Source organism: Mesorhizobium sp. G2-6-1 (assembly GCF_055809095.1).
This window is the reverse complement of sequence record NZ_CM147896.1, coordinates 1,415,823-1,436,155: the sequence shown is the minus strand read 5'-3', so window position 1 is coordinate 1,436,155 and position 20,333 is coordinate 1,415,823. Positions and strand designations below refer to the sequence as shown.

The 20,333-nt window shown below is 55.7% G+C and carries 14 protein-coding genes and 4 pseudogenes; 5 read left to right on the top strand and 13 right to left on the bottom strand.

All coding sequences use genetic code 11. From position 1 onward, the window contains the following. Positions 1 to 6: 6 nt before the first annotated feature. A pseudogene (locus AC0L7S_RS06810) lies at positions 7 to 1,199 on the bottom strand (acetylornithine transaminase). A 353-nt stretch (positions 1,200 to 1,552) separates the two neighbouring features. Here AC0L7S_RS06810 and AC0L7S_RS06805 point away from each other — a divergent pair. Beyond that, positions 1,553 to 2,071: a GcrA family cell cycle regulator gene (locus AC0L7S_RS06805; protein ID WP_473473651.1), complete on the top strand. Its 519-nt coding sequence runs from the start codon at positions 1,553 to 1,555 to the stop codon at positions 2,069 to 2,071. Positions 2,072 to 2,128: 57 nt separating this feature from the next. Here the strand turns inward: AC0L7S_RS06805 and AC0L7S_RS06800 are convergent, their stop codons facing one another. The 3 genes from AC0L7S_RS06800 to AC0L7S_RS06790 form a co-directional block, all read right to left on the bottom strand. Then, positions 2,129 to 3,136 carry a magnesium and cobalt transport protein CorA gene (locus AC0L7S_RS06800; RefSeq protein WP_473473650.1) on the bottom strand — a complete coding sequence of 336 codons (1,008 nt, stop codon included), beginning with the start codon at positions 3,134 to 3,136 and terminating at the stop codon, positions 2,129 to 2,131. A gap of 145 nt (positions 3,137 to 3,281) precedes the next feature. Next, positions 3,282 to 4,007, bottom strand: a complete 726-nt coding sequence (phoU, locus tag AC0L7S_RS06795; RefSeq protein ID WP_473473649.1) for a phosphate signaling complex protein PhoU — start codon at positions 4,005 to 4,007, stop codon at positions 3,282 to 3,284. 128 nt (positions 4,008 to 4,135) lie between these two features. Further along, positions 4,136 to 5,371, bottom strand: a complete 1,236-nt coding sequence (locus tag AC0L7S_RS06790) for an ATP-binding protein (protein WP_473474204.1) — start codon at positions 5,369 to 5,371, stop codon at positions 4,136 to 4,138. Between the two features lie 134 nt (positions 5,372 to 5,505). On the opposite strand from AC0L7S_RS06790, the gene ppk2 reads away from it, so the two are divergent. Next, positions 5,506 to 6,408, top strand: a complete 903-nt coding sequence (ppk2, locus tag AC0L7S_RS06785; RefSeq protein ID WP_473473648.1) for a polyphosphate kinase 2 — start codon at positions 5,506 to 5,508, stop codon at positions 6,406 to 6,408. A 390-nt stretch (positions 6,409 to 6,798) separates the two neighbouring features. Here ppk2 and AC0L7S_RS06780 read toward each other — a convergent pair. Continuing rightward, positions 6,799 to 7,806 (bottom strand): annotated as a pseudogene (locus AC0L7S_RS06780) (glycosyltransferase); the annotation flags it as partial. A 1,082-nt stretch (positions 7,807 to 8,888) separates the two neighbouring features. Between AC0L7S_RS06780 and AC0L7S_RS06775 the strand changes: the two are divergent. Next, on the top strand, positions 8,889 to 9,533 hold the full coding sequence (locus AC0L7S_RS06775; RefSeq protein ID WP_473473647.1) for a S24 family peptidase: 645 nt from the start codon (positions 8,889 to 8,891) through the stop codon (positions 9,531 to 9,533). 8 nt (positions 9,534 to 9,541) lie between these two features. Continuing rightward, a pseudogene (locus AC0L7S_RS06770) lies at positions 9,542 to 10,374 on the top strand (thermonuclease family protein). On the opposite strand, the gene AC0L7S_RS06765 reads toward AC0L7S_RS06770, so the two are convergent. The 8 genes and pseudogenes from AC0L7S_RS06765 to AC0L7S_RS06730 all read right to left on the bottom strand — a co-directional run bounded on the left by AC0L7S_RS06765 (position 10,337) and on the right by AC0L7S_RS06730 (position 18,375). Then, positions 10,337 to 11,989 (bottom strand): lysine--tRNA ligase, encoded by a 1,653-nt coding sequence (locus AC0L7S_RS06765; RefSeq protein WP_473473646.1) that lies wholly within the window; start codon positions 11,987 to 11,989, stop codon positions 10,337 to 10,339. The pseudogene AC0L7S_RS06770 and the gene AC0L7S_RS06765 overlap by 38 nt on opposite strands. Positions 11,990 to 12,132: 143 nt before the next feature. After that, complete coding sequence (locus AC0L7S_RS06760) at positions 12,133 to 12,621, bottom strand: isochorismatase family protein (protein ID WP_473474203.1); 489 nt, start codon at positions 12,619 to 12,621, stop codon at positions 12,133 to 12,135. A gap of 201 nt (positions 12,622 to 12,822) precedes the next feature. Next, on the bottom strand, positions 12,823 to 13,860 hold the full coding sequence (locus AC0L7S_RS06755; RefSeq protein ID WP_473473645.1) for an extracellular solute-binding protein: 1,038 nt from the start codon (positions 13,858 to 13,860) through the stop codon (positions 12,823 to 12,825). Between the two features lie 19 nt (positions 13,861 to 13,879). After that, a complete protein-coding gene (locus AC0L7S_RS06750) occupies positions 13,880 to 14,716 on the bottom strand; it encodes an ABC transporter permease (RefSeq protein WP_473473644.1) in 837 nt (278 codons plus the stop codon). 1 nt (position 14,717) lies between these two features. Next, a complete protein-coding gene (locus AC0L7S_RS06745; protein ID WP_473473643.1) occupies positions 14,718 to 15,674 on the bottom strand; it encodes an ABC transporter permease in 957 nt (318 codons plus the stop codon). After that, positions 15,671 to 16,336 carry an ABC transporter ATP-binding protein gene (locus tag AC0L7S_RS06740; protein WP_473474202.1) on the bottom strand — a complete coding sequence of 222 codons (666 nt, stop codon included), beginning with the start codon at positions 16,334 to 16,336 and terminating at the stop codon, positions 15,671 to 15,673. Before AC0L7S_RS06740 ends, AC0L7S_RS06745 begins: the two co-directional genes overlap by 4 nt. Next, positions 16,337 to 16,764: pseudogene (locus AC0L7S_RS06735) on the bottom strand (ABC transporter ATP-binding protein); the annotation flags it as partial. Positions 16,765 to 16,917: 153 nt separating this feature from the next. After that, a complete protein-coding gene (locus AC0L7S_RS06730; RefSeq protein WP_473473642.1) occupies positions 16,918 to 18,375 on the bottom strand; it encodes a CoA-acylating methylmalonate-semialdehyde dehydrogenase in 1,458 nt (485 codons plus the stop codon). A 258-nt stretch (positions 18,376 to 18,633) separates the two neighbouring features. Here AC0L7S_RS06730 and pdxR point away from each other — a divergent pair, with 258 nt between their 5' ends. Then, positions 18,634 to 20,136, top strand: a complete 1,503-nt coding sequence (pdxR, locus tag AC0L7S_RS06725) for a MocR-like pyridoxine biosynthesis transcription factor PdxR (protein WP_473473641.1) — start codon at positions 18,634 to 18,636, stop codon at positions 20,134 to 20,136. The last annotated feature ends 197 nt before the right edge of the window (positions 20,137 to 20,333 follow it).

The window sequence follows — 20,333 nt, the reverse complement described above, 5'->3', positions numbered from 1 at the left end:
TCCCGATTATTTTGCCGCGACGACGGTCGAGGAAAGACTTTTCGCGGCGGCGTGTATGCGCGCAAGTGCTTCATGGATATCTGCATCGGAAACGGTTAATGGCGGCAACAGGCGAATGACGTTTTCTCCGGCAGGCACGGCCAGGAATTTCTGATCGCGCAACGCCGCGTTGACGGCAGAATTTGACGCAACGCATTTCAGGCCGAGCATGAGGCCCATTCCTCTTATATTTTCGATCACCTCGGGAAATTCGTCGGCAATTGCGGCAAGCCCCTGCTTCATCAAAAGTGCCTTGTGCTGCACACCCTCCAGAAAACCATCGGCCATCACCACATCGAGAACAGCGTTGCCAACCGCCATAGCCAGCGGGTTGCCACCAAATGTGGTGCCGTGAACACCTGCGGTCATGCCGCGTGCGGCCTCATCAGTTGCAAGACACGCACCCATCGGGAAACCACCGCCTATGCCCTTGGCGATCGCCATGAGATCGGGAGTAATGCCAGACCATTCATGCGCAAAGAGCTTGCCGGTCCGGCCAATACCGCATTGTACCTCGTCAAATATCAAGAGCAGGCCGTGCTTGTCGCAAAGTTGGCGCAGGCGTTTCAAAGACTGCGCGGAAACGGTGCGGATGCCGCCTTCGCCCTGCACCGGTTCGATCAGAATGGCGGCGGTTTCTGCGGTAATCGCCTTTTCAGCCGCATCCATATCGTCGAAAGCAACCTGATCGAAGCCTTCGACCTTGGGGCCGTAACCTTCCAGATATTTCTCCTGGCCGCCGGCTGCAATGGTTGCCAGTGTTCGGCCATGGAAAGCGCCTTCAAAGGTGATGGTGCGATACCGCTCAGGATGGCCGGTGACATAGTGATAGCGCCGCGCCGTCTTGATGGCGCATTCGAGTGCTTCGGCGCCGGAATTGGTGAAGAAAACCTTGTCGGCGAACGTCGCATCGACCAGTCTTTGACCGAGACGGCGTTGGCCGGGAATCTCGTAAAGATTGGATACATGCCAAAGCTTTGACGCCTGTTCGGTCAATGCCGCGACGAGATGCGGATGTCCGTGACCAAGCGAATTCACAGCGATGCCCGCCGCGAAATCCAGATATCGCTCGCCCTTGTCGGTAACCAGCCATGTGCCCTCCCCATGATCGAAGGCCAGGGTGCGCGCGTGAAAGTCTCGTAAAGCGCCGAACCGCTCATTATATGCGTCTCCGGAACCGGAAAATCAAAAAGCCGCCCAAGCGGCGGCTCCAGCGGCTTATCATGTTTTTTGGCCATAGTGTCAACGGAAACGTGGTTTTTGGTGCAGGATATGATGTGCGCCAATGCGGCATGCGCATCAGTTATCCGGCAAGTTGGGGAAAACCTGTAAAACCGATTCGAGTTGTGCCCGAGACTCTTGTCATGGAGTCAAGCTGTGGGGTAACTATAGCCAAGAAATATCTAGATTTCGTGCGGCGGATCTAATCACCCAGGCATATATGGTGCCCACTCGGCGTGAGCCGGGACGGGTGAGGATTCACGGACAGCACGTTCCAAAGGAGTGCAGTCTCATGAATTGGACTGACGAACGCGTCGAGCTTTTAAAGAAATTGTGGGCGGAGGGTCTGAGCGCCAGCCAGATCGCGGCACAGCTTGGTGGCGTCAGCCGCAATGCCGTGATCGGCAAGGTGCATCGCTTGAAATTGTCGGGCAGGGGTCGCTCAACCGCGGGGCCTGCGCGACAGAAGAAAGCCACGCAAGGCGCAGGTGCCATGAAGTCCGTGTCTCGCTCTGCAAGTACGCCGCGCCATGTCACCGCGTCGGTCGGCGCAACCGCATTACAAACGCAGTTCGACGTGGAACCGGTGGCTCGCCAATATCTTCGCCCGGTCGAGGATGTGGTTGTTCCGATCTCGCGCCATTTGCATTTGATCGAACTGACCGAGCGGACCTGCAAATGGCCGAACGGCGACCCGTTGTCGGAGGACTTTCACTTCTGCGGCAATGACTCTGCCGAGAATGGCCCGTATTGCGCCTATCATTCAAAGTTGGCGTTCCAGCCGGCCTCGGAACGTCGCCGCAGCCGTTGATCCGGTAAAGACTTGCTCAATTGCAGGAAAAAGAACCCGGAATTCAGGGGTTCGGCTTCAAAGCCATCCGTTCTTGCGGAATCGCCAGTATAGAAATATGCAGATGAAGGCGATTGTGGTCAGCGCGACAGGATAACCATATTCCATTTTCAGTTCAGGCATGTCCTTGAAATTCATGCCATAGATTCCTGCGAAAGCCGTCGGCACCGCCAATATGGCTGCCCAGGATGCAAGCTTCTTCGATACCGCTGTTTCCTGGCTTTGCCCGACCAGAAGACTGGTCTCGAAGGCAAATGCCAGCACCTCACGCAGGCTGTCGATTTTTTCCTGCACCGTTCGGATATGATCAGTAACATCCCGAAATAATGTATGCATGCTTTCATGAATCTGTGGAAGGTCGGGACTGGTTAGCCTGCGGCAAACTTCAACCAGGGGTAACGCTGCATTGCGCAGCCGCAACAGGTCGCGGCGCAACAGATACAGGCGCTCAATGTCGGTTGCGTTCATCGGCTTGAGGAGAACTTTATCCTCAATCGCCTCAACTTCGTCCTCGATCTGTTCAAGCACCGGCATGTAATTATCGACGATAAAGTCGAGGATGGCATAGAGAACGAAATCCTCGCCCTTTGCCAATGAATGCGGGCAGCTTTCCCAATGCTGACGAACCACATTGTAGGACGTCGAGGGGCCATGTCGTACGCTGACAATATAGCCCTTCCCTACAAATATATGCGTCTCGCCAAAGGTTACGCGCCCCTCCACCAGTTGCGCGGTACGAGCGACGATGAACAAGGCATCGCCATATTGCTCGACCTTGGGGCGTTGATGGGGATGCTCTGCATCTTCGATTGCCAGGTCATGCAACTGGAACTGGGCCTGAACCCGCAACAGGAGATTGCGGTCGGGTTCAAGAAGACCAATCCACACGACATGGCCGTCTTTCTTTGCCCATTCACCTGCCTGCTCTATGGATATGTCGGCAACACGAACGCCGGACGTGTAGACGCTTGAAGCGACAATTGCCGATGATGGCGACGTTGGGGTGAATTCTTGAACATATTCCATCACGATCTCCGAAGGTAATACCAATCATCGTGGGGAGCGGACACTGGGGTACCGGACCCGAATGTTGGCATCGGCTTCAAAAACAACGAGATGGAAGTGCGCTGCGCCTCCCGCTGCGCGACACTCGCTCCGATGCGGTAAATGCCTATCTCGACACCTGCGCGGCCGGCAGCACGACACTGTCGGTCTTGTCGCCCTTGGGCCGGTCGGCAGGCATCTGGTCGCCTGTCACGATGTAGAAAATCGTTTCCGCAATATTGGTCGCATGGTCGCCGATGCGTTCGATATTTTTGGCGCAAAACAGAAGATGCGTGCACGGTGTAATATTGCGAGGATCTTCCATCATATAGGTCAGAAGTTCGCGAAACAGCGACGTATACATGGCGTCGATCTGGTCATCGCGATCGCGCACGAAGCCGATTTTGTCGATCTGACGGGAAGCGTAAACGTCGAGAACTTCCTTCAATTGTGTCAGCGCAAGATTTGACAAGGCTTCAATTCCGCGAAAAAGACTGGTTGGCTGATGGGCTCCGCTAACCGACATAACGCGCTTGGCAACATTCTTGGCCAGATCGCCAACCCGCTCAAGGTCGGCGCTGATGCGGATAGCTCCGACAATTTCCCGTAAATCTGTGGCCATAGGCTGGCGTTTGGCAATGATCACGATTGCTTTGTCGTCGATCTCACGCTGCCCCTCGTCGAGAACAGCATCGTCACCGATGACTTTTTGTGCGAGGCCGGAGTCCGCAGTGACGAGCGCGATGATGGCTTGATCGATCATGCGCTCGGCATGCCCGCCCATCGCCGCTATGCGCCGCGACAGATATTTCAGTTCTTCGTCATATGCGCTGACAATGTGCACGGACTGCATGAGTGAAAAGTCTCCTGGCACCTACGATTCGGCCTAATGAATCTCAGCCAATACGCTGGCTGCATGACAGTTACACGAATGGTTGCGTGAGAATATCGCGTTCCTTCAGCCAATTCCAGAGTGCTGACTTATTTCGTTGGCAAATGAACCGTGAAGGCCGCGCCTTTACCGATTTCGGATATTATGGTCAACCGGGCGTGGTGACGGGTAAGGATATGCTTGACGATAGATAGCCCAAGGCCCGTGCCCTTGTGGGTGCGGCTTGTCTCGACGTCTACCCGATAGAAACGCTCGGTGACGCGTGGAATGTGTTCTTCAGGAATACCTGGTCCAAAATCGCGGATCGTTACGTCAATTCCCGGTTCTGCGCGATCATCCCCATGTGCAATCGAAACCACCACACGCTCGCCCGATTGCCCGTATTTGCAGGCGTTTTCCAGCAGATTTTCGAATACCTGAAACAGTTCGTCCCGGTCACCTGGGATGTCCGGCAGATGGTCTGCGAAATCACGCTCGACAGTCACGCCATTGTCCTTGGCCAGAGGCGCCAGCGAAGCGATGACGCTATCGGCCACCTGCCTCACATCAACGCGCGAGCCCGGTTTCAGATATGGTTTCATCTCCAGTCGTGACAGCGACAACAGATCGTCGATCAATCGCGCCATGCGCCCCGTCTGGCTCTGCATGATTTGCAAGAATTGGTCCTGCGCCGCCGGATCGTTGCGCGCCGGGCCGCGCAAGGTTTCGATGAAACCAGAGATCGAGGCGAGAGGTGTGCGCATCTCGTGGCTGGCATTAGCGATAAAATCTGCCCGCATCCGATCTATTCTGCGCGCTTCGCTTTGATCCTTGAAGACCAGAACATAGAGGCCGGTGCCGTGGCCAATCGAAGATGCAACAACCCTGTACACGCGCTCGACCGGCAGCCGCTCATTATAATCGAGCGTTTGCGAAATGGCTCTGCCGGACAATACGGCATCCATCAATTCCTGCATTTCCGGTGCGCGAAACTTCAACGGCAAGGACATGCCCGAAGTGATGGTGCCAAACACGGTAATGGATGCGGCATTGGCGTGAACGATGGTGCCGTTGTGATCAAACACGATTAACGGGTCAGAGACTGCCGCCGCCAGGTACTCCGCCGACAGGCTCTCAAGCCCGTTTGCTTCCAACTCACTAGCGCTGTGCGAAGGCCTGTTGTTGGTTTTGCCAGGGCTGCTCGCCGCAACGACAAGCAACGCTATCAACACGGTAGGCAGCACCAATGGGTATGTATTGGCAAAAAAATAGACTGCCAGTACCGCGACGACCGCTGTGGCAAGCAATCGTCGAACAGCCCACACGCTGCGGGCAATGGCCTGCATGCCCTCGCGCCCATGACCCGATTTTTCTGTTATTTGCGCCTCATCGTGACTTCGTGGCATCTCGTCAACTTTGCTCTGGACCGGCACCAAGGCTCCCAATAGCATGAACTTTGGAACTGGAAAGGTCAGCCTACATGAAAAGCTCCGATGACAATCGTATGACGCCGACATCTGGCCCCTTGAAACTTCGGGTCGCCGGCAAGGAGCGGAAATTTGATATTGACGATCCGGATCTTCCTGATTGGGTCAAGGATCACAAATTGACGACCGGTGACTATCCCTACGACAAGAGGATGAAACGCGGCGAATATGAAGACGAACTGGAATCGTTGCAAATCCAGTTGGTGAAGGCGCAGGCTTGGCTGCAGGCGACAGGCAAGCGGGTGCTTGCGTTGTTTGAAGGCCGTGACGCTGCTGGAAAAGGCGGCACCATCTTCGTGCTGCGCCAGTATATGAACCCTCGAACGGCGCGAAATGTGGCGCTGACCAAGCCGACTGAAACCGAGCGCGGGCAATGGTATTTTCAACGCTACATCACGCATTTCCCGACAGCGGGCGAATTCGTTACCTTTGATCGTTCCTGGTATAACCGCGGTGGCGTAGAACCCGTAATGGGTTTCTGTACGCCGGAGCAACATGAGCATTTCCTCCATGAAGCGCCGCAGTTTGAACGCATGCTCCGTGATGATGGCATCATCTTTTTCAAGTTCTGGCTGAATATCGGGCAGGAAACGCAGCTCGAGCGTTTCCATGACCGGCGCCACAGCCCTTTGAAGAGCTGGAAGTTTTCACCGATAGATATTGCAGGCATCGCCAAATGGAACGCCTATACCAAGGCGCGCGATTCCATGATCGAAAAGACGCACACACCGGACGCACCGTGGACGGTCGTGCGGGCCAACGACAAGCGCCGGGCGCGATTGGCTGTCATTCGTCGCGTGTTGCTGTCGCTTCCATATGATGGCCGCGACCTTGACATTATCGGCAAGGAAAACCCGAAGATCATTGGCGAAGGGATGTCCCTGCTTCGGGATTAGAGTGCGAAAATGCCGTAGCGCCTGATGACGGCAAAAAGGCTGCCAATATGGCTGGCTTGACTGCGGGCCGAGCACTCTTGTGAGGCGTCTTTTCCCACCTATGCGGTTCGCGCACCAGTTGCCACATAGCGCGCCAACCGGCATAGGACAGCATGACCCAATAGATTGGCGTGAAGGCCACGATCTTCCAAAACCCCTGCGTTCTGGTTTTGTCATTGTCTGCCATCCGAGCAGAAGAAATGACAGATACCCACAGGTGATGTTTGCGACATCAACAGCGAGCAAGATCGAGTGGAACCCGCTACTATGCGGCCTCAGCATCGTTTCGATAAGAGCGAAAGCCAGCGTCGTTAAAAGCAGCGGATGCAAAATGGCAGATGCCAGCATCCCGGCAAAAAGCACCTGGGCAATCAGAAATGATCGGGGCCCAAGGTCGGATGCAAGGCGCAGGGGATTGCGCATATGGACCAGCCAGGTTTGCGACCAACCCTTGAACCAGCGCGTGCGCTGCGGGAGCCATACATCAAAGCTGGTCGGGGCTTGCTCATAGGTCGGACATGAAATTGTTTCGGCGCGGTAGCCAAAACGTGCGAGGCGAGTGCCCAAATCTGCATCTTCCGTGACATTGAAAGGATCCCAGCCACCTACCGCTTCCAGCGCGGAACGACGGAAATGGTTGGAAGTTCCGCCAAGTGGCAACAACAGGCCGTTATGTGACAGCCAGGGCAACAATCCACGAAAGAGCCCGCTATATTCAAAGGCAAACATCCGCGCCATGATACCCTCAGAGCGGTTCGACACTTCAAGCGGGGCTTGCAGGACAGCCAGATCCGGCCCCTCTTCATGAAAGCGCTGCCAAGCTTGGGACAGTTGCATTGGATCGGGCCAGTCTTCCGCATCATATAGTGCAACGAGTTCGCCGCTCGTCATGGCCAGCGCATAGGCCAGCGCTTTGGGCTTTGTTCTTGGCCCCGCGGAGGGAACTTCGATCACTTCGATATGCGGCGGGAGCGCATGAAGCCTTAGTGCTGCCAGTGTGGCACTGTCGTCAGCTTCGCACACAAGTTTGATCTCGATGCGGTCACGAGGCCAGACGATACGGTCCAAAGCGGTGAGTAAGTCGGGTACGATCCCGGCTTCCTTGTAGAGTGCTACAAGCACCGAGTAGATGGGAACCTGCCCGGAGGGCGGCGAGATTTCCGGCTTTGCGCTGGGCGGACGAATAGACGCGACCGCGGCAAACCGGAGCGCGACACAGGCGAAAAAGAAAAAAGTCGCAAGCCCATGCAAGGTCGCCAGCGCGAGTTGCGGGGCGAGGACAATGCCAACCGGCAACGCGGTTGCCGCAATACCGACTACGGACCCCTGCCAGGCATTGGCAACGACGCGCGCCGACATTTGAGGAAAGCGCTCAAAAAGCCCACTGACCGCAGTCCGAACAAGAACTGGCCGCGCCCGCTCGACAATGGCGGCGCGAAGGTCTTGTGCATCCGCCAGCCTCAAGCGGGTTGCAAGAGATGGGCTTGAGCGAATTCGTGCGCGCAAATATGCAAGACGGATGCGCTCCGACGTTATCACAAATGCCAATGATCCGTCGTTTTCCACCAGCTTGACCGGTACGTGGCCACTGTGGCTGCGAAGCAGTGTCGAGATGTTGTCATCGCTGATAATGAGCTTGCTGGGGTCAATTGTTTCGATGACGTTTAAGCCGAGTTCGTCGGCAATTGACCTGATGAGTTCAGCTCGATTGACTGCCCCTGAAGCCAGCAGCGCTGTTTGGAAATCTTGATTGGCCCTGCGGGAGCGGGCGTAAATTTCAACCGCAGTCTCCCAAGGGATGGATAAGCGCGACAGGATGGATTTCCACTCCGTCAGCTCGGTTAAGAGATCGTCGCCACTATGAAAGCCGCGATCATTTCTACTTGTTATCTTTTGTTTTCGATGATGGATCGTTCCCTCTGCAACTGCTACATCTGTTCGCCCGTCGATGTTTGACGACCGCATACTTCCCCCCAATGCACTATTTCACCTCGCAAACCGCCCCAGAGCCCAAACCGGGCGCAAGTTTGCTTGATAACGTCTCTATACTCGCCATGCAGATCACTGGTTCTTGCGCGATAGACGGTTGTATCTGTCAAATAATGACCCGAGCCTTCCAGTTTTGGGCGGATCGTCCAACGTTTGCAGCAAATTGCATGCTTGCCGCAATAGACCTGAACCGATCTTCCACCGTGCAATGCCTGATAGATAAATGATTTAGATCGTTATATCTATCGTGAATCGATGCAATGATAAGCATGTGCTTTGGGCCAAGAGAGCAAGTTCGGTTGATCGACCAGTATTGAGGTTGCTCTCAAATCACGGACAGAGATTGTGTTTCTGGTCAAGGTGAGATCAGGGCGGCATCCGTGGTGGACATGCGGGGCATCGGCGGGTACAAAAAGAAAAGGTATTTTTTCCTGTTATAAGGGGAGCTAAACATGCTCTCGCATGATCGTGTATGGGCAGCCATAGACGCGCTGGCCGAACGCTATTCACTATCAGCCTCGGGCCTGGCCCGCCGCGCCGGCCTGGATTCCACGGCCTTCAACAAGTCGAAGCGGCTTTCGGCAGATGGCCGCCCTCGCTGGCCCTCGACTGAATCGCTGGCCAAGATTATCGAAGCTACGGGTTCGTCGCTCGATGAATTCATGAATTTGATCGAAGGCGCGAACGACAATGACGCGTTGCCTGTGCAACGGCCCACCGTTCCACTGGTTGGTTTCGCGCAAGCCGGTGCCGGTGGTTTTTTCGATGATGCGGGCTTTCCCGCAGGCCAGGGTTGGGACCTGATCGAACTTCCCACCCAATCGACAGCGACTTCCTACGCCCTCAAGGTTCAGGGCGATTCCATGCTGCCGCTCTATCGCAATGGCGATGTACTGATCGTTGAACCCGGAGCCAATGTGCGCAAGGGTGATCGTGTCGTCGTCAAGACGAGAGAAGGTGAAGTCATGGCTAAAATCCTTAATCGCCAGACGTCCAGATCCATTGCCTTGCATTCGTTGAATCCCGAACATCCCAATCGCGATATCGCGACCACCGAGATCGAGTGGGTCGCACGGATCGTCTGGGCGAGCCAATAGTCGCTCAGATGCGGCTGCAACACGCCATATTCGCGGCTCTTATGGTTTTGATCATGAGTGCGGTGGTGATTGCTGGTGGCCAGACCGTCCTGCCCACTTCCAGACAAGCCAACACCGATCAGGTGACGGCAAAAAATGGTCAGCCTTCTGCCGCTGCGGTGCCTCTGGCCAATCATCAGCCGACAAAACCCGAACAAGTTGCAACACCTTCGCGTGCGATTGATCCGGAAATCGTCGCCCCGCCACCTGTCGCCCCACATGAACTTCAACGTATCGCACCGCGTGCGCCCTTGAGCGATCTCGCACTAGCCGGGCCGCCAGCGCCGCAAATACCCGGCGACTGGGACGGCACGACGCTATTTCGACCCATTGCTCCCGCTGCAGGAATCATTGAAGCGAAAGGCCATTCCGTCGCCATTGCCGGTATTGATCCGGTGAAACCCGCCGAAACGTGCCTTGATGGTGAGACAAGCTGGAAATGCGGCATCCGCGCACGCACGGCATTTCGCGCATTTCTGCGAGGTCGTGGCGTCGTGTGCGCCTTGCCATCTGATGCCAAGCCAACATCGAATGTTGCGAAATGCCGTGTCGGCAAGGTCGATATTGGCACCTGGCTCGCCAGCAATGGATGGGGCCGTGCTGCCGCGGGCGGCCCTTACGAAGAATTGGGTAAGAAGGCCCGCGAGGCCAAAAAGGTATTTTCGGTTTCGCGCCCGATCTGTCGGGCCTGCCGTCGATACCCGCTTCGACGCAGGCTGTGCCTGAAGCCCCCGCCTCTATCATTGATCTGTCAGGAACGGACGCTATGCCACCAATTGACCAGCCAGAGCCCGTTCAATGAGCGCACGCGTCTCGGAGACGCCATAAAGCGCGGCAAACGACCCGAACCGTGGCCCGCGCTCCTGTCCAATCAATACCTGATAGATCATCTGGAAAAAGGCTACCGAAACGCCCGGCCCGCCTTGGGGCGCTGTCTTGGAATGATCCTGATAACGCTCGATCTTGCGGGCAACATTGAGCGCGGCATTCTGGATCGCCTCGCCATCGGCTTGGGTGGGCAGTGCAGCCATAGTCTCCGCCAGTTTTGCCAACGCATCGCGCTCAACATCGTCGGGTGCGCGATAGACCTTGGCCGGCTTCACAAAATCATCGAAGTAGCGAATGGCGTAGCCGGTCAGCCGGTCAAGCTCAGGGTTCTTCTCAGGTGATGCATCGGGCGCATAACGCGAAATGAAGCCCCACAAAACATCCTTGTTTTGCGCATTGGAGGCACTGACAAGATTGAGTAGCAATGCGAATGGAACCGCCAGACTGATAGCCGGTGGCTCGCCATTGTGCATATGCCAGACGGGGTTGCCGAGCCGGTTTTTCCAGTCCTGCCGCTGATAGGCGGAGAGAAAAGTATAATATTCGTCGACGGCACGCGGAATGACATCGAAATGAAGTTTCTTCGCCACCTTTGGCTTCTGGTACATATATAGCCCCAGGCTTTCGCTCGGTGCATAGGTCAGCCATTGGTCGATTGTCAGGCCGTTGCCTTTCGACTTCGAAATCTTCTGCCCCTTCTCATCGAGGAAAAGCTCGTAGTTGAAGCCTTCCGGCGCGGGCGCGTCGAGGGCGCGGCAAATCTTGCCGGCAAGCTTGGTGGAGTCGATGAGGTCTTTGCCCGACATTTCGTAATCGACGCCAAGGGCTGCCCAACGCATCGCCCAGTCGGGCTTCCACTGAAGCTTGGTATGGCCACCGGTGACCAGCGTTTCATAGCGCTCACCCGTTTCGGGATCACGCCACGTGATGGTGCCTGCCTCGACATTGCGCTCGTCGATTGGCACCTGCATGACGACGCCGGTTTTGGGATGAATCGGAAGGAATGGCGAGTAGCTTTGCGCGCGTTCCTCACGAAGCGACGGCAGCATGATCTCCATCACCTTGTCGAACCGGGCAAGCATTTTGAGCAGCATCGCATCAAAACGCCCCGATGCATAATATTCGGTGGAGGACGCGAACTCGTAATCGAACCCGAACGTGTCCAGAAACCGCCGCAACATCGCGTTGTTATGATGGCCGAAACTTTCATGCTCGCCAAACGGATCGGGAATTTTTGTCAGTTGCTGGCCAAGGCAGTTTTGCAGCATCTCCTTGTTAGGTACGTTATCTGGCACCTTGCGCAGGCCGTCCATGTCGTCGGAGAAGCACAATAGTCGCGTTTTGACCTTGTCCTGGCTCAGGACGCGAAATGCGTGGCGCACCATGGTTGTGCGCGCAACCTCACCAAAGGTTCCGATATGAGGCAGGCCCGAAGGGCCATAGCCGGTTTCGAACAATACGGTCTCAGGATAGCCCTGTTTGGCATAGCGTTCGACGATCTTTTTGGCTTCCTCGAACGGCCAGGCTTTGCTCTCCGCCGCAGCAGCAAGAAGTTCCGGGTTGAGATCGAGCGGGTTGGTTCTGGCCATGTCGATGGTCCTGCATAAAGCGCCGACATCATCGCCAGCGCGCCTGCTCTATGCGCGGCGCGCTGTAGCGTCAACATTTCAAGGCATTTTTCCGTGCCAGACGCCTCAAGGCAGGGGCAATTCGGTGCGGCAGAGCCTTCTCGTCAGGTCGAGTCCCGTGCGGCAAGTATGTCGTCCAGAGAAACGACGGGAGCCCAGTTTGCATCCACCCGCTTCAGGGTTGGTTCTTCGTCGGCAGGTTCGGAGGCGCTGCTGCAATCGCCGACGACAAGCGGGATAAAGCCGAAATCGCGTGACGTCCGTGCCGCCTGTTCGACACAATGATCGAGATGGTAGCCACATACAATCAGCGAACGTACGCGCCACGCATTCAACGTTGCCAGAAGCGGCGAGCCAAGGAAGACATTGCCGAAAGACGTGTAGACGCTGTCCAGATCGCCTTCTTGCCGCGCTGCCGCAATCTCGTCGATCAAAGCGCCTTCCCAATGCTTCTGATCATCGGTCCAGCGCCGGTTCTGATACCAGTAGTCATATTGCGCGGTGTCGAGAACCGTCGCCGGATAATGTTGGCGCAGATATTCATAGCGTAGCCAGGCGATAGGAATGTTGCGGGTGCGTGCAAAGGAAACCAGTTGAAGTATCTTCTCCAGCGACCCTTCTTGCGCGCCCGCCCGTTGCCATAAGCCGTCGCCGCACTGGGCGCCCTCCTGTGAAGGACCCCGTTGGTGGGGTCGATCACGAGAAGCGCCGCATCATTCAAGAACATGGAGATGTCGAGTTCACTCCATTGCGGATGACGCCCTACTGCCATGTGCGGCTCCTTGCTGCCTGCCTTATTTGAGGAAGTTGGTCCACAAGCGATCATAGAGCTTGATGACCTTCTCATTGCATACCTTGACGAACTCCGGCTCCGGCGCACCAGCCGGTGGCCGGTATTCATGCGCGTCGCGCAGGTCGGCATTGACGAATTTTTCACTTCCCGTAACGCCGTTGGCATAGCCGGTGAAATTCGTCATCATTGCCGCGTTTTCCGGGTCCATGAGGAAATTCATGAACAATTTGGCGTTTTCGATATTGGGAGCGTCCTTGACCACCACCAGATTGTCCATCCAGCCGGTAAAGCCTTCTTTCGGATAGGAATATTGAAGGTCCGGACGTCCTTTTCTGGCAAGGTAGGCTTTGCCGTTCCATATCTGGGCCAGATCAACCTCGCCGGATTCAGCCAGTTCCTTGGATTCATATGCGAAACTTTTTACCGAAGGCTTCAGCTTGGTCAAAAGATCCTGAACCTGTCTCAGGTCGTCAGGGTTTTCGTTGCAGCGTGGCATGTCAAGATAGCGCAATGCGGCGTTGATCACGTCATTGACGTCGCGCAGCAGATTGATGCGTCCCTTCAACTCATCCGGCGGGTCGAACATCACTGCCAGCGTGTCGACATCGCCATCGTACACTTCGGTGCTGACTGTGAATGAGGTCGTTCCCCACACCCATGGCACCGAATAGTGGCGCCCTTCGTCCCAATAGACATTTGCCCATTGTGGTTCGAGATTCTTGTAATTCTCGAAGGTGTTGGGCTCGACCTTTTCGATCAGGTCTTCCTTGATGAGAATTTCCACCATGTAGTCGCCGGGTACGGCCAGATCATAGCCGGTAATGCCGGATTTCAGCTTGGCAAGCATCGTTTCGTTCGAATCATACGTATCGACGGTTACTTTGATGTCGTGCTTTTCCTCGAATTTCTTGACCATCTCCTCCGAGATGTAGTCCCCCCAATTGAAAATCGCGAGCGATCCTTCGGCTTGCGCCGATACCGGGTACATCATGCATGTGGCAAGTACGAGATAGGACGTTGTTGTGGTAATGCGGTTCATCTAACCCTCCCATTGATAATTATGATTGTTTTGCGGTTGATTGAACATGCCGGGACCCGGCCTTGGCGACGTAGTATGAGGCGGCGACCAGAACGATCGAAACGCCCAGTAGAACCGTCGAGATTGCATTGATTTCAGGCGTCACACCTTGTTTCAATTGCGTATAGACATAGACGGGAAGTGTGCCGGCACCAGCGCCGGCGACCATGGCTGTGATGATGTAATCGTCGAGTGACACGACGAAGGCAAGCATGGCGCCCGATACGATACCGGGCATCAAGAGCGGCATCGTGACATGGCGGAACGCATCCCACGAGGACGCGTAAAGATCGGCCGCGGCCTCCTCGAGACGACGATCCATTGTTTCCAGCCTGCTGCGAATAGGCAGATAGCTGAAGGGAATGCAGAACACCGTATGTGCGATGATGATGGTGGTCAGCGAAAGTTTCATTCCAAGCAGTGCAAAGAACGACAATGTGCCGACCGCAATGATGATTTCGGGCAGCATCAACGGCAAATTGACCAGCATGTAAAACGCGTGAGCGCCGCGAAAACGCTGCCCGCGACCCGTGGCGAGCGCCGCCGCAGTTGCGATCGATGTTGCCAGAACGGTAGCGATGATTGCAACGGTCAGCGAATTCCATGCGGCATTTTGCAAGCCGCTGTTGGAGGCGGCCTTGACATACCATTGCAGGCTGAAGCCACCCCAGACAGTCACCGCGCGGTTGGCGTTGAAGGAGAAGAAGACGAGAACCATCATTGGCACGTAGAGAATGAACAGACACAAGCCTGCGACCAGGCCAAAGCCGCGAAACGAAACCAGTGACCTTGGTTCTTTGCGCGTAAATATTGCCATGTCAGCTTGCCCCCTCAGCTTTAGCGCCGCGACTGCGCTTCGCACTCAACAACAGGACAAGGAGAATGGCGCTGAGCAATATGACGGCAAGTGCTGCGCCAAACGGCCAGTTGCGGCTGCTGCCGAATTGCAACTGGATCAGGTTGCCGATCAGCAATTTGCCGCCGCCGCCAAGCATGTCGGGGACAAGAAACGTCCCAAGACTCGGAACGAACACAAGCAGGCTTCCCGCCATGATGCCGGGGCGTGCATGAGGCAGGATCACATCGGTAAATACCCTGCGCGGCGTTGCGTAGAGGTCGTATGCGGCTTCCACGACCCGTCGGTCCATACGCTCCAGATTGGCGTAAAGGGGCAGGATCATGAAGGGCAGGTAGCTGTAGACCAGCCCCGCGCCCATGGCGAAGTTGTTGTACAGATAGGTCACCGGCTTGTCGTAGATGCCAAGCCCCATGGCAACGGAATTAACCAGCCCGTCATCGCGCAATATCAAAAGAACGCAAAAGGTACGGATCAAGAGGTTCGTCCAGAACGGCAATGTTATCAGGAAAATCAGGATGTTCTTTTGCCTGTCGGGCCGTGTGGCTATGAAATAGGCGGTGGGAAAACCGATGATGAGACTGATAACCGTGGCCGACACGGCCAGAAGGACCGAGCGCAGGAAGATTTGCAGATAAGACGCGTTGAAGGCCAGCGTTTCGTCGAAAATATCGCGCTCGAACAGAAATTGCGTATAGGCCTCTGTCGAGAATTTCCAGACGACACCGCCGAAAGTTGCTGGCACCAGGAACGAATAAGTCACGATAATGGCGAGCGGTACCAGCAGGAAAAACCCGATGACCAGAATTGCGGGCAGGAGCAACAGGCGTGACTTCGGCGTGCGTTCGCGTTTGGCCTTTACGCCAGGCGCAACGTTCCGCGGAGGAGCCGCTTCCAGTTTTGCGCGCACGTAACTCACGCTGAGCGCCCCACTGTTCGAAACGCCCCTTCTTCGGCTCTCACCCTGACATGGGCACCGACATCGAACCGGCTTTCGGCAGCATTGGCATTCTGGATGCGCGCGCGCAGGGTCTCACCGCCATCCAGATCAACATAGTAGACGGTATCGGTGCCGAGATAGAGCTTGTTGGAAACCACCCCGCGCAACCGTGCGTGCGGATCTTGCGCCAGTTCATCGGGATTGCCGAGCCGGAGCTTTTCGGGGCGCACAAAAGCAAGACCCGCATTGTCGTCTTGCGCAGGAACGGCTCCAAGCGGCAATATTGTGCCCGAACTTGTTCTGAATTCAGGCGATTTTCCCGGCAATTGGATCAATTTGCCTTCGAAAACGTTCGTTTCGCCGACAAATTGGGCAACGAAACGGCTTTTTGGCCGCTCATAAATGTCGTCCGGCGTCCCGATTTGCTGGATGCGCCCTTCCGACAACACGGCAATACGGTCGCTCATGGCAAGTGCTTCACCCTGATCATGGGTGACAAACACAAAGGTAATGCCGGTATCGCGCTGAAGCGCTTTCAACTCTACGCGCATTTCATCGCGCAGCTTGGAATCGAGCGCCGATAGCGGCTCATCCAGCAAAAGGCAGCGTGGCCGCGTCACCAGTGCGCGGGCCAGAGCCACGCGCTGCTGCTGGCCCCCGACAATTCGTGCGGGAAGCGATGACCAAAGCCATCGAGCCGAACCAGTTCAAGCATTCGCGCAACCTCGGGTACGATTTCGGCTTGAGGCCGCCGCAACATTCTCAATCCGAAGCCGACATTCTGGGAAACCGTCTGATGGGGGAACAACGCATAGTGCTGGAACACCGTATTGACCGGCCGGGCGTTGGGCGCGGTCGATTCGACCGGTTCGCCAAACAGAAGAATGGAGCCGGAAGTCGGGCGCTCGAACCCCGCAATCAATCGAAGGAGTGTCGTCTTCCCGCAGCCGGATGGCCCCAGCAATGTAAAGAACTCGTTGTCGGCAATGACAAGATTTATATCATCCAGAACAACATGCGCACTGTTGCTCGTAAAAATCTTGGTTATTTTCTTGAGTTCTATGGTCACTTGTTCCACCTAAGCTGTGCCTTTTGAGGCATTTTATTTTTATAGGGTCGCTCCAAATCGGGAGCCTGCTCCCGGGCTTTTATTCTCCCTGCTCATTTCAGGCGCTTCCCTTGCGCCAGTCATGTTTGTTTTAGGCGACAGCTATTCCAACGCTCATAGCCACCGCGATGTCAGCACTTGCCGGCGTGTATAGAAATTGATGCCATCGGGACCGTGAACGGCAAGATCGCCAAAGATCGACTTCTTGCTACCCCCGAAGGAGTAGTAGGCAACCGGTGAAGGCACAGGCACGTTGACGCCAGGCATTCCACAGTGGATGTCGCGCTCGAATTTGTTGGCTGCCTTGCCGGAAGCTGTAAACAGGACGGCACCATTGCCAAGCATGTGATCGTTGCTCAGCTTTATGGCACCGTCCAAGGTTTCAGCCCGCATGACAGCGAGCACCGGTCCGAATATCTCTTCTTTGTAAACCGTCATGCTGGATGTGACGTTGTCGAAGATAGTTGGACCGATGAGGAACCCGTCTTTTTCTTTTCCGGAAGGCCTACGCCCATCCAGGCGCAACTCCGCTCCTTCCTGAACTCCTGCCTCGATAAGGCGCAAGATCCTATCGTACTGCTGGGAAGAATTGACGGGCGGAACGAAACAGTCAGGCTCTGTGCCTGCTGACACTTTCAAACGCGAGGCCGCTTCAATGAGCGACGGCATCACCTTGTCATATGCCTCAGCCACCATGACCGCGACCGAAATGGCCATGCAGCGTTGCCCCGCCGAGTTGAATGCGCCGTTCAACAGGGCATCGACTGTCGTCGGCAAGTCGGCATCCGGCATGACGATGGCATGGTTCTTGGCACCACCCAGAGCCTGCACCCGCTTGCCATGACGGCTCGCCGTTTCATAAACCGAACGGGCAACAGCGCTGGAGCCGACGAAGGAAACGGCAGACACTTCGGGATGGCTGATGAGTGCCTCCGCCACGTCTCGACCGCCGTGAACGACATTGAACACACCATCTGGCAAACCGGCCTCCGCCAGCATTGCGGCAATGTGATTGACCGCGCTTGGCGTTTTTTCCGAAGGTTTGAGAACAAATGTGTTGCCGCAGACCAGGGCGAGGGGAAACATCCACATGGGTATCATTGCTGGATAATTGAACGGCGTGATGCCGACGCAAACACCGAGTGGCCGCCGCGATGAACGCGTTGCGATGCCGGTGGCGACGTGATCCGAGTTTTCGCCTTTCAGAAGCTGCGGTGCACCCATGGCGAATTCGACGACTTCCAGCCCGCGCTGGATAGAGCCATAGGCGTCAGCCAGCGGCTTGCCATGTTCGCGCATAATCATTTCGGCGAGGATGGTCTTGTCGCGCTCGACGATTTCACGAAAACGCATCAGGCAGCGCGCGCGCTGGGCAGGGGCTACTTCACGCCAGCTCGTGAAAGCTTTGTTAGCTGCACTGACGGCTGCGCCGACAGTTTCGGTATCTGCAACCATAAGACGTGCCGTAACAACGCCATCCGCCGGATTAAATACTGATGAATATTCCTCGGAGAGAAACTCTTCTCCCGACACAATTGATGAAACATAAGGCAAGTTAACAATTTCGTTCATGTCATCATAAGCCTTTTCCACAAGAGCATATCTCAGGGCATTAATCTGGATCATATCCCGGAGATAAAGACGAACCCGCCACCGGCATGCCCGTTTCTCTGTTGGCGGTAGCTTCCTTGAAACATGGAACCGCTCATAGAAACAGTGTATGTAAACAGATAGGTACAGTTGCCCGCAGGCCGCCTTCGGCGATGGCTTGCCGTGGTGTATCAATGCCGATGTCTTGATCGCCTATGCGGTTGCAGCAGAAAGGTGGCAATGCGAGACAGCCTGTTTCACATCGAACGCTCCAGCGCGCTGACGCTGCAAACCCAGATACGTGAGAAATTGGTAAGCGCTATCCTCGCCGGCCACTTGCCGCCCAATTCACAATTGCCATCCAGCCGGGTTATGGCAAAACACCTTAAAGTGTCGCTCAACACCGTCCTTCTCGCCTATCAGGCATTGACTGAAGACGGGTATATCGTCGCGCGTGACCGGTCCGGCCATTACGTTGCATCTGACATTGCGCGCCGCCAACCGCCGGAAAACCAGACTGCTTCCGAGAACCCTGATCGGGCAGAAAAAGGCAAAGCTATAGACTGGCGCGCAAAACTTTTCCTGCACCCAGCCAGGCAGTTGAATATTTCCAAACCGAAAAACTGGTATGACTATCCATACCCGTTTATCTACGGTCAGGTTGATGCGAACCTGTTCCCGGTCAGCGTGTGGCGTGACTGCACCCGCCAGGCGATGAACCGCAAATGGATCTACGCCTGGACCGAGGATCGCTACACGGAAGACGATCCAATGCTGGTCGAACAAATCCGCCAACGGGTTCTTACCCGGCGCGGCATCATGGCAAAGCCTGACGAAATCCTTGTCACATTAGGTTCCCAGAATTCGCTTTACTTGCTTGCCAGCCTGCTGGTCAGACCGGGCATAGTTGTTGCAATGGAAGATCCTGGCTATGCCGACGTACGCAACATGTTTTCGTTGCTTGCGTCCAATGTGCGCCCTGTGAGACTGGATGGCGAAGGTTTGCGCATCGAAGATTTGCAATCGGCGCAGATCGCTTTCGTCACGCCCAGCCATCAATTCCCGACAAACGTGACCATGAGTCTGGATCGCCGTCGCGCCTTGCTTGACTGGGCAAATGCTACCGACGCTCTGATCATCGAAGACGATTACGAGTTTGAAACGAATTACTACGGCAGTCCTATCCCGGCGCTGAAGTCGCTCGATACGACCGACCGCGTGCTATATACAAGCAGCTTGTCCAAGTCGTTGATGCCCGGCTTGCGCATTGGCTTCATGGTTGGCCCACGCGAATTGATAAAGGAAGCGCGTGCGCTTAGACGGCTAATTCTGCGCCATCCGCCGAGCAATAATCAGCGGGTGGCGGCGTTGTTTCTCTCTCTTGGCCATCATGATGCACTTATTGCCAAACTGCATCATGCCTACACAATTCGCTGGCAAACCTTATCGGCGGCGCTCGAGGCTTATCTTCCCGGTTGGGCGCGCGCACCCTCGTTTGGCGGCACATCTTTTTGGGTCAAGGGACCTGATACGCTTGATGCGCGCAAACTTGCGGCCCGGGCCATGGAGCGCGGCGTTGTCATTGAAACGGGCGATGTCTATTTCACCAATCCCGACGAAGGCCGAAACTATTTCCGCCTCAGCTTTTCTTCGATCCCGGAGGATCGAATCTGGCCGGGCATCGCCCATCTTGCTGCGGCCGCCGCACAGGTGCAGCGAGAGGCAGAACATGAAAGCGGGTGACGCTCACCTTGACCGGGGTTTCGAAACGGATTGATTGTCGAGGGATCTAGTGCATGTCGCCCAAAAATGTGCAGCGGTTTTGGGACAACGACATGCACAAAAAGAAAAGGCTTGAAGCATGCTGCAAGAATCCCTTTAGACGCGACGTGCTCTAGAGAAATTAACCAGATGTGGCGGTGGAGCGCCTTGTGCAAGTC

What these genes read in the sequence shown, in the direction of transcription:
- AC0L7S_RS06790 (WP_473474204.1), bottom strand. Translation starts at nt 5,371, where the DNA reads ATGCAGGCCATTGCCCGCAGCGTGTGGGCTGTTCGACGATTGCTTGCC.
- AC0L7S_RS06730 (WP_473473642.1), bottom strand. Translation starts at nt 18,375, where the DNA reads ATGAACGAAATTGTTAACTTGCCTTATGTTTCATCAATTGTGTCGGGA.
- AC0L7S_RS06805 (WP_473473651.1), top strand. Translation starts at nt 1,553, where the DNA reads ATGAATTGGACTGACGAACGCGTCGAGCTTTTAAAGAAATTGTGGGCG.
- AC0L7S_RS06765 (WP_473473646.1), bottom strand. Translation starts at nt 11,989, where the DNA reads ATGGCCAGAACCAACCCGCTCGATCTCAACCCGGAACTTCTTGCTGCT.
- AC0L7S_RS06755 (WP_473473645.1), bottom strand. Translation starts at nt 13,860, where the DNA reads ATGAACCGCATTACCACAACAACGTCCTATCTCGTACTTGCCACATGC.
- AC0L7S_RS06750 (WP_473473644.1), bottom strand. Translation starts at nt 14,716, where the DNA reads ATGGCAATATTTACGCGCAAAGAACCAAGGTCACTGGTTTCGTTTCGC.
- pdxR (WP_473473641.1), top strand. Translation starts at nt 18,634, where the DNA reads ATGCGAGACAGCCTGTTTCACATCGAACGCTCCAGCGCGCTGACGCTG.
- AC0L7S_RS06775 (WP_473473647.1), top strand. Translation starts at nt 8,889, where the DNA reads ATGCTCTCGCATGATCGTGTATGGGCAGCCATAGACGCGCTGGCCGAA.
- AC0L7S_RS06800 (WP_473473650.1), bottom strand. Translation starts at nt 3,136, where the DNA reads ATGGAATATGTTCAAGAATTCACCCCAACGTCGCCATCATCGGCAATT.
- ppk2 (WP_473473648.1), top strand. Translation starts at nt 5,506, where the DNA reads ATGAAAAGCTCCGATGACAATCGTATGACGCCGACATCTGGCCCCTTG.
- phoU (WP_473473649.1), bottom strand. Translation starts at nt 4,007, where the DNA reads ATGCAGTCCGTGCACATTGTCAGCGCATATGACGAAGAACTGAAATAT.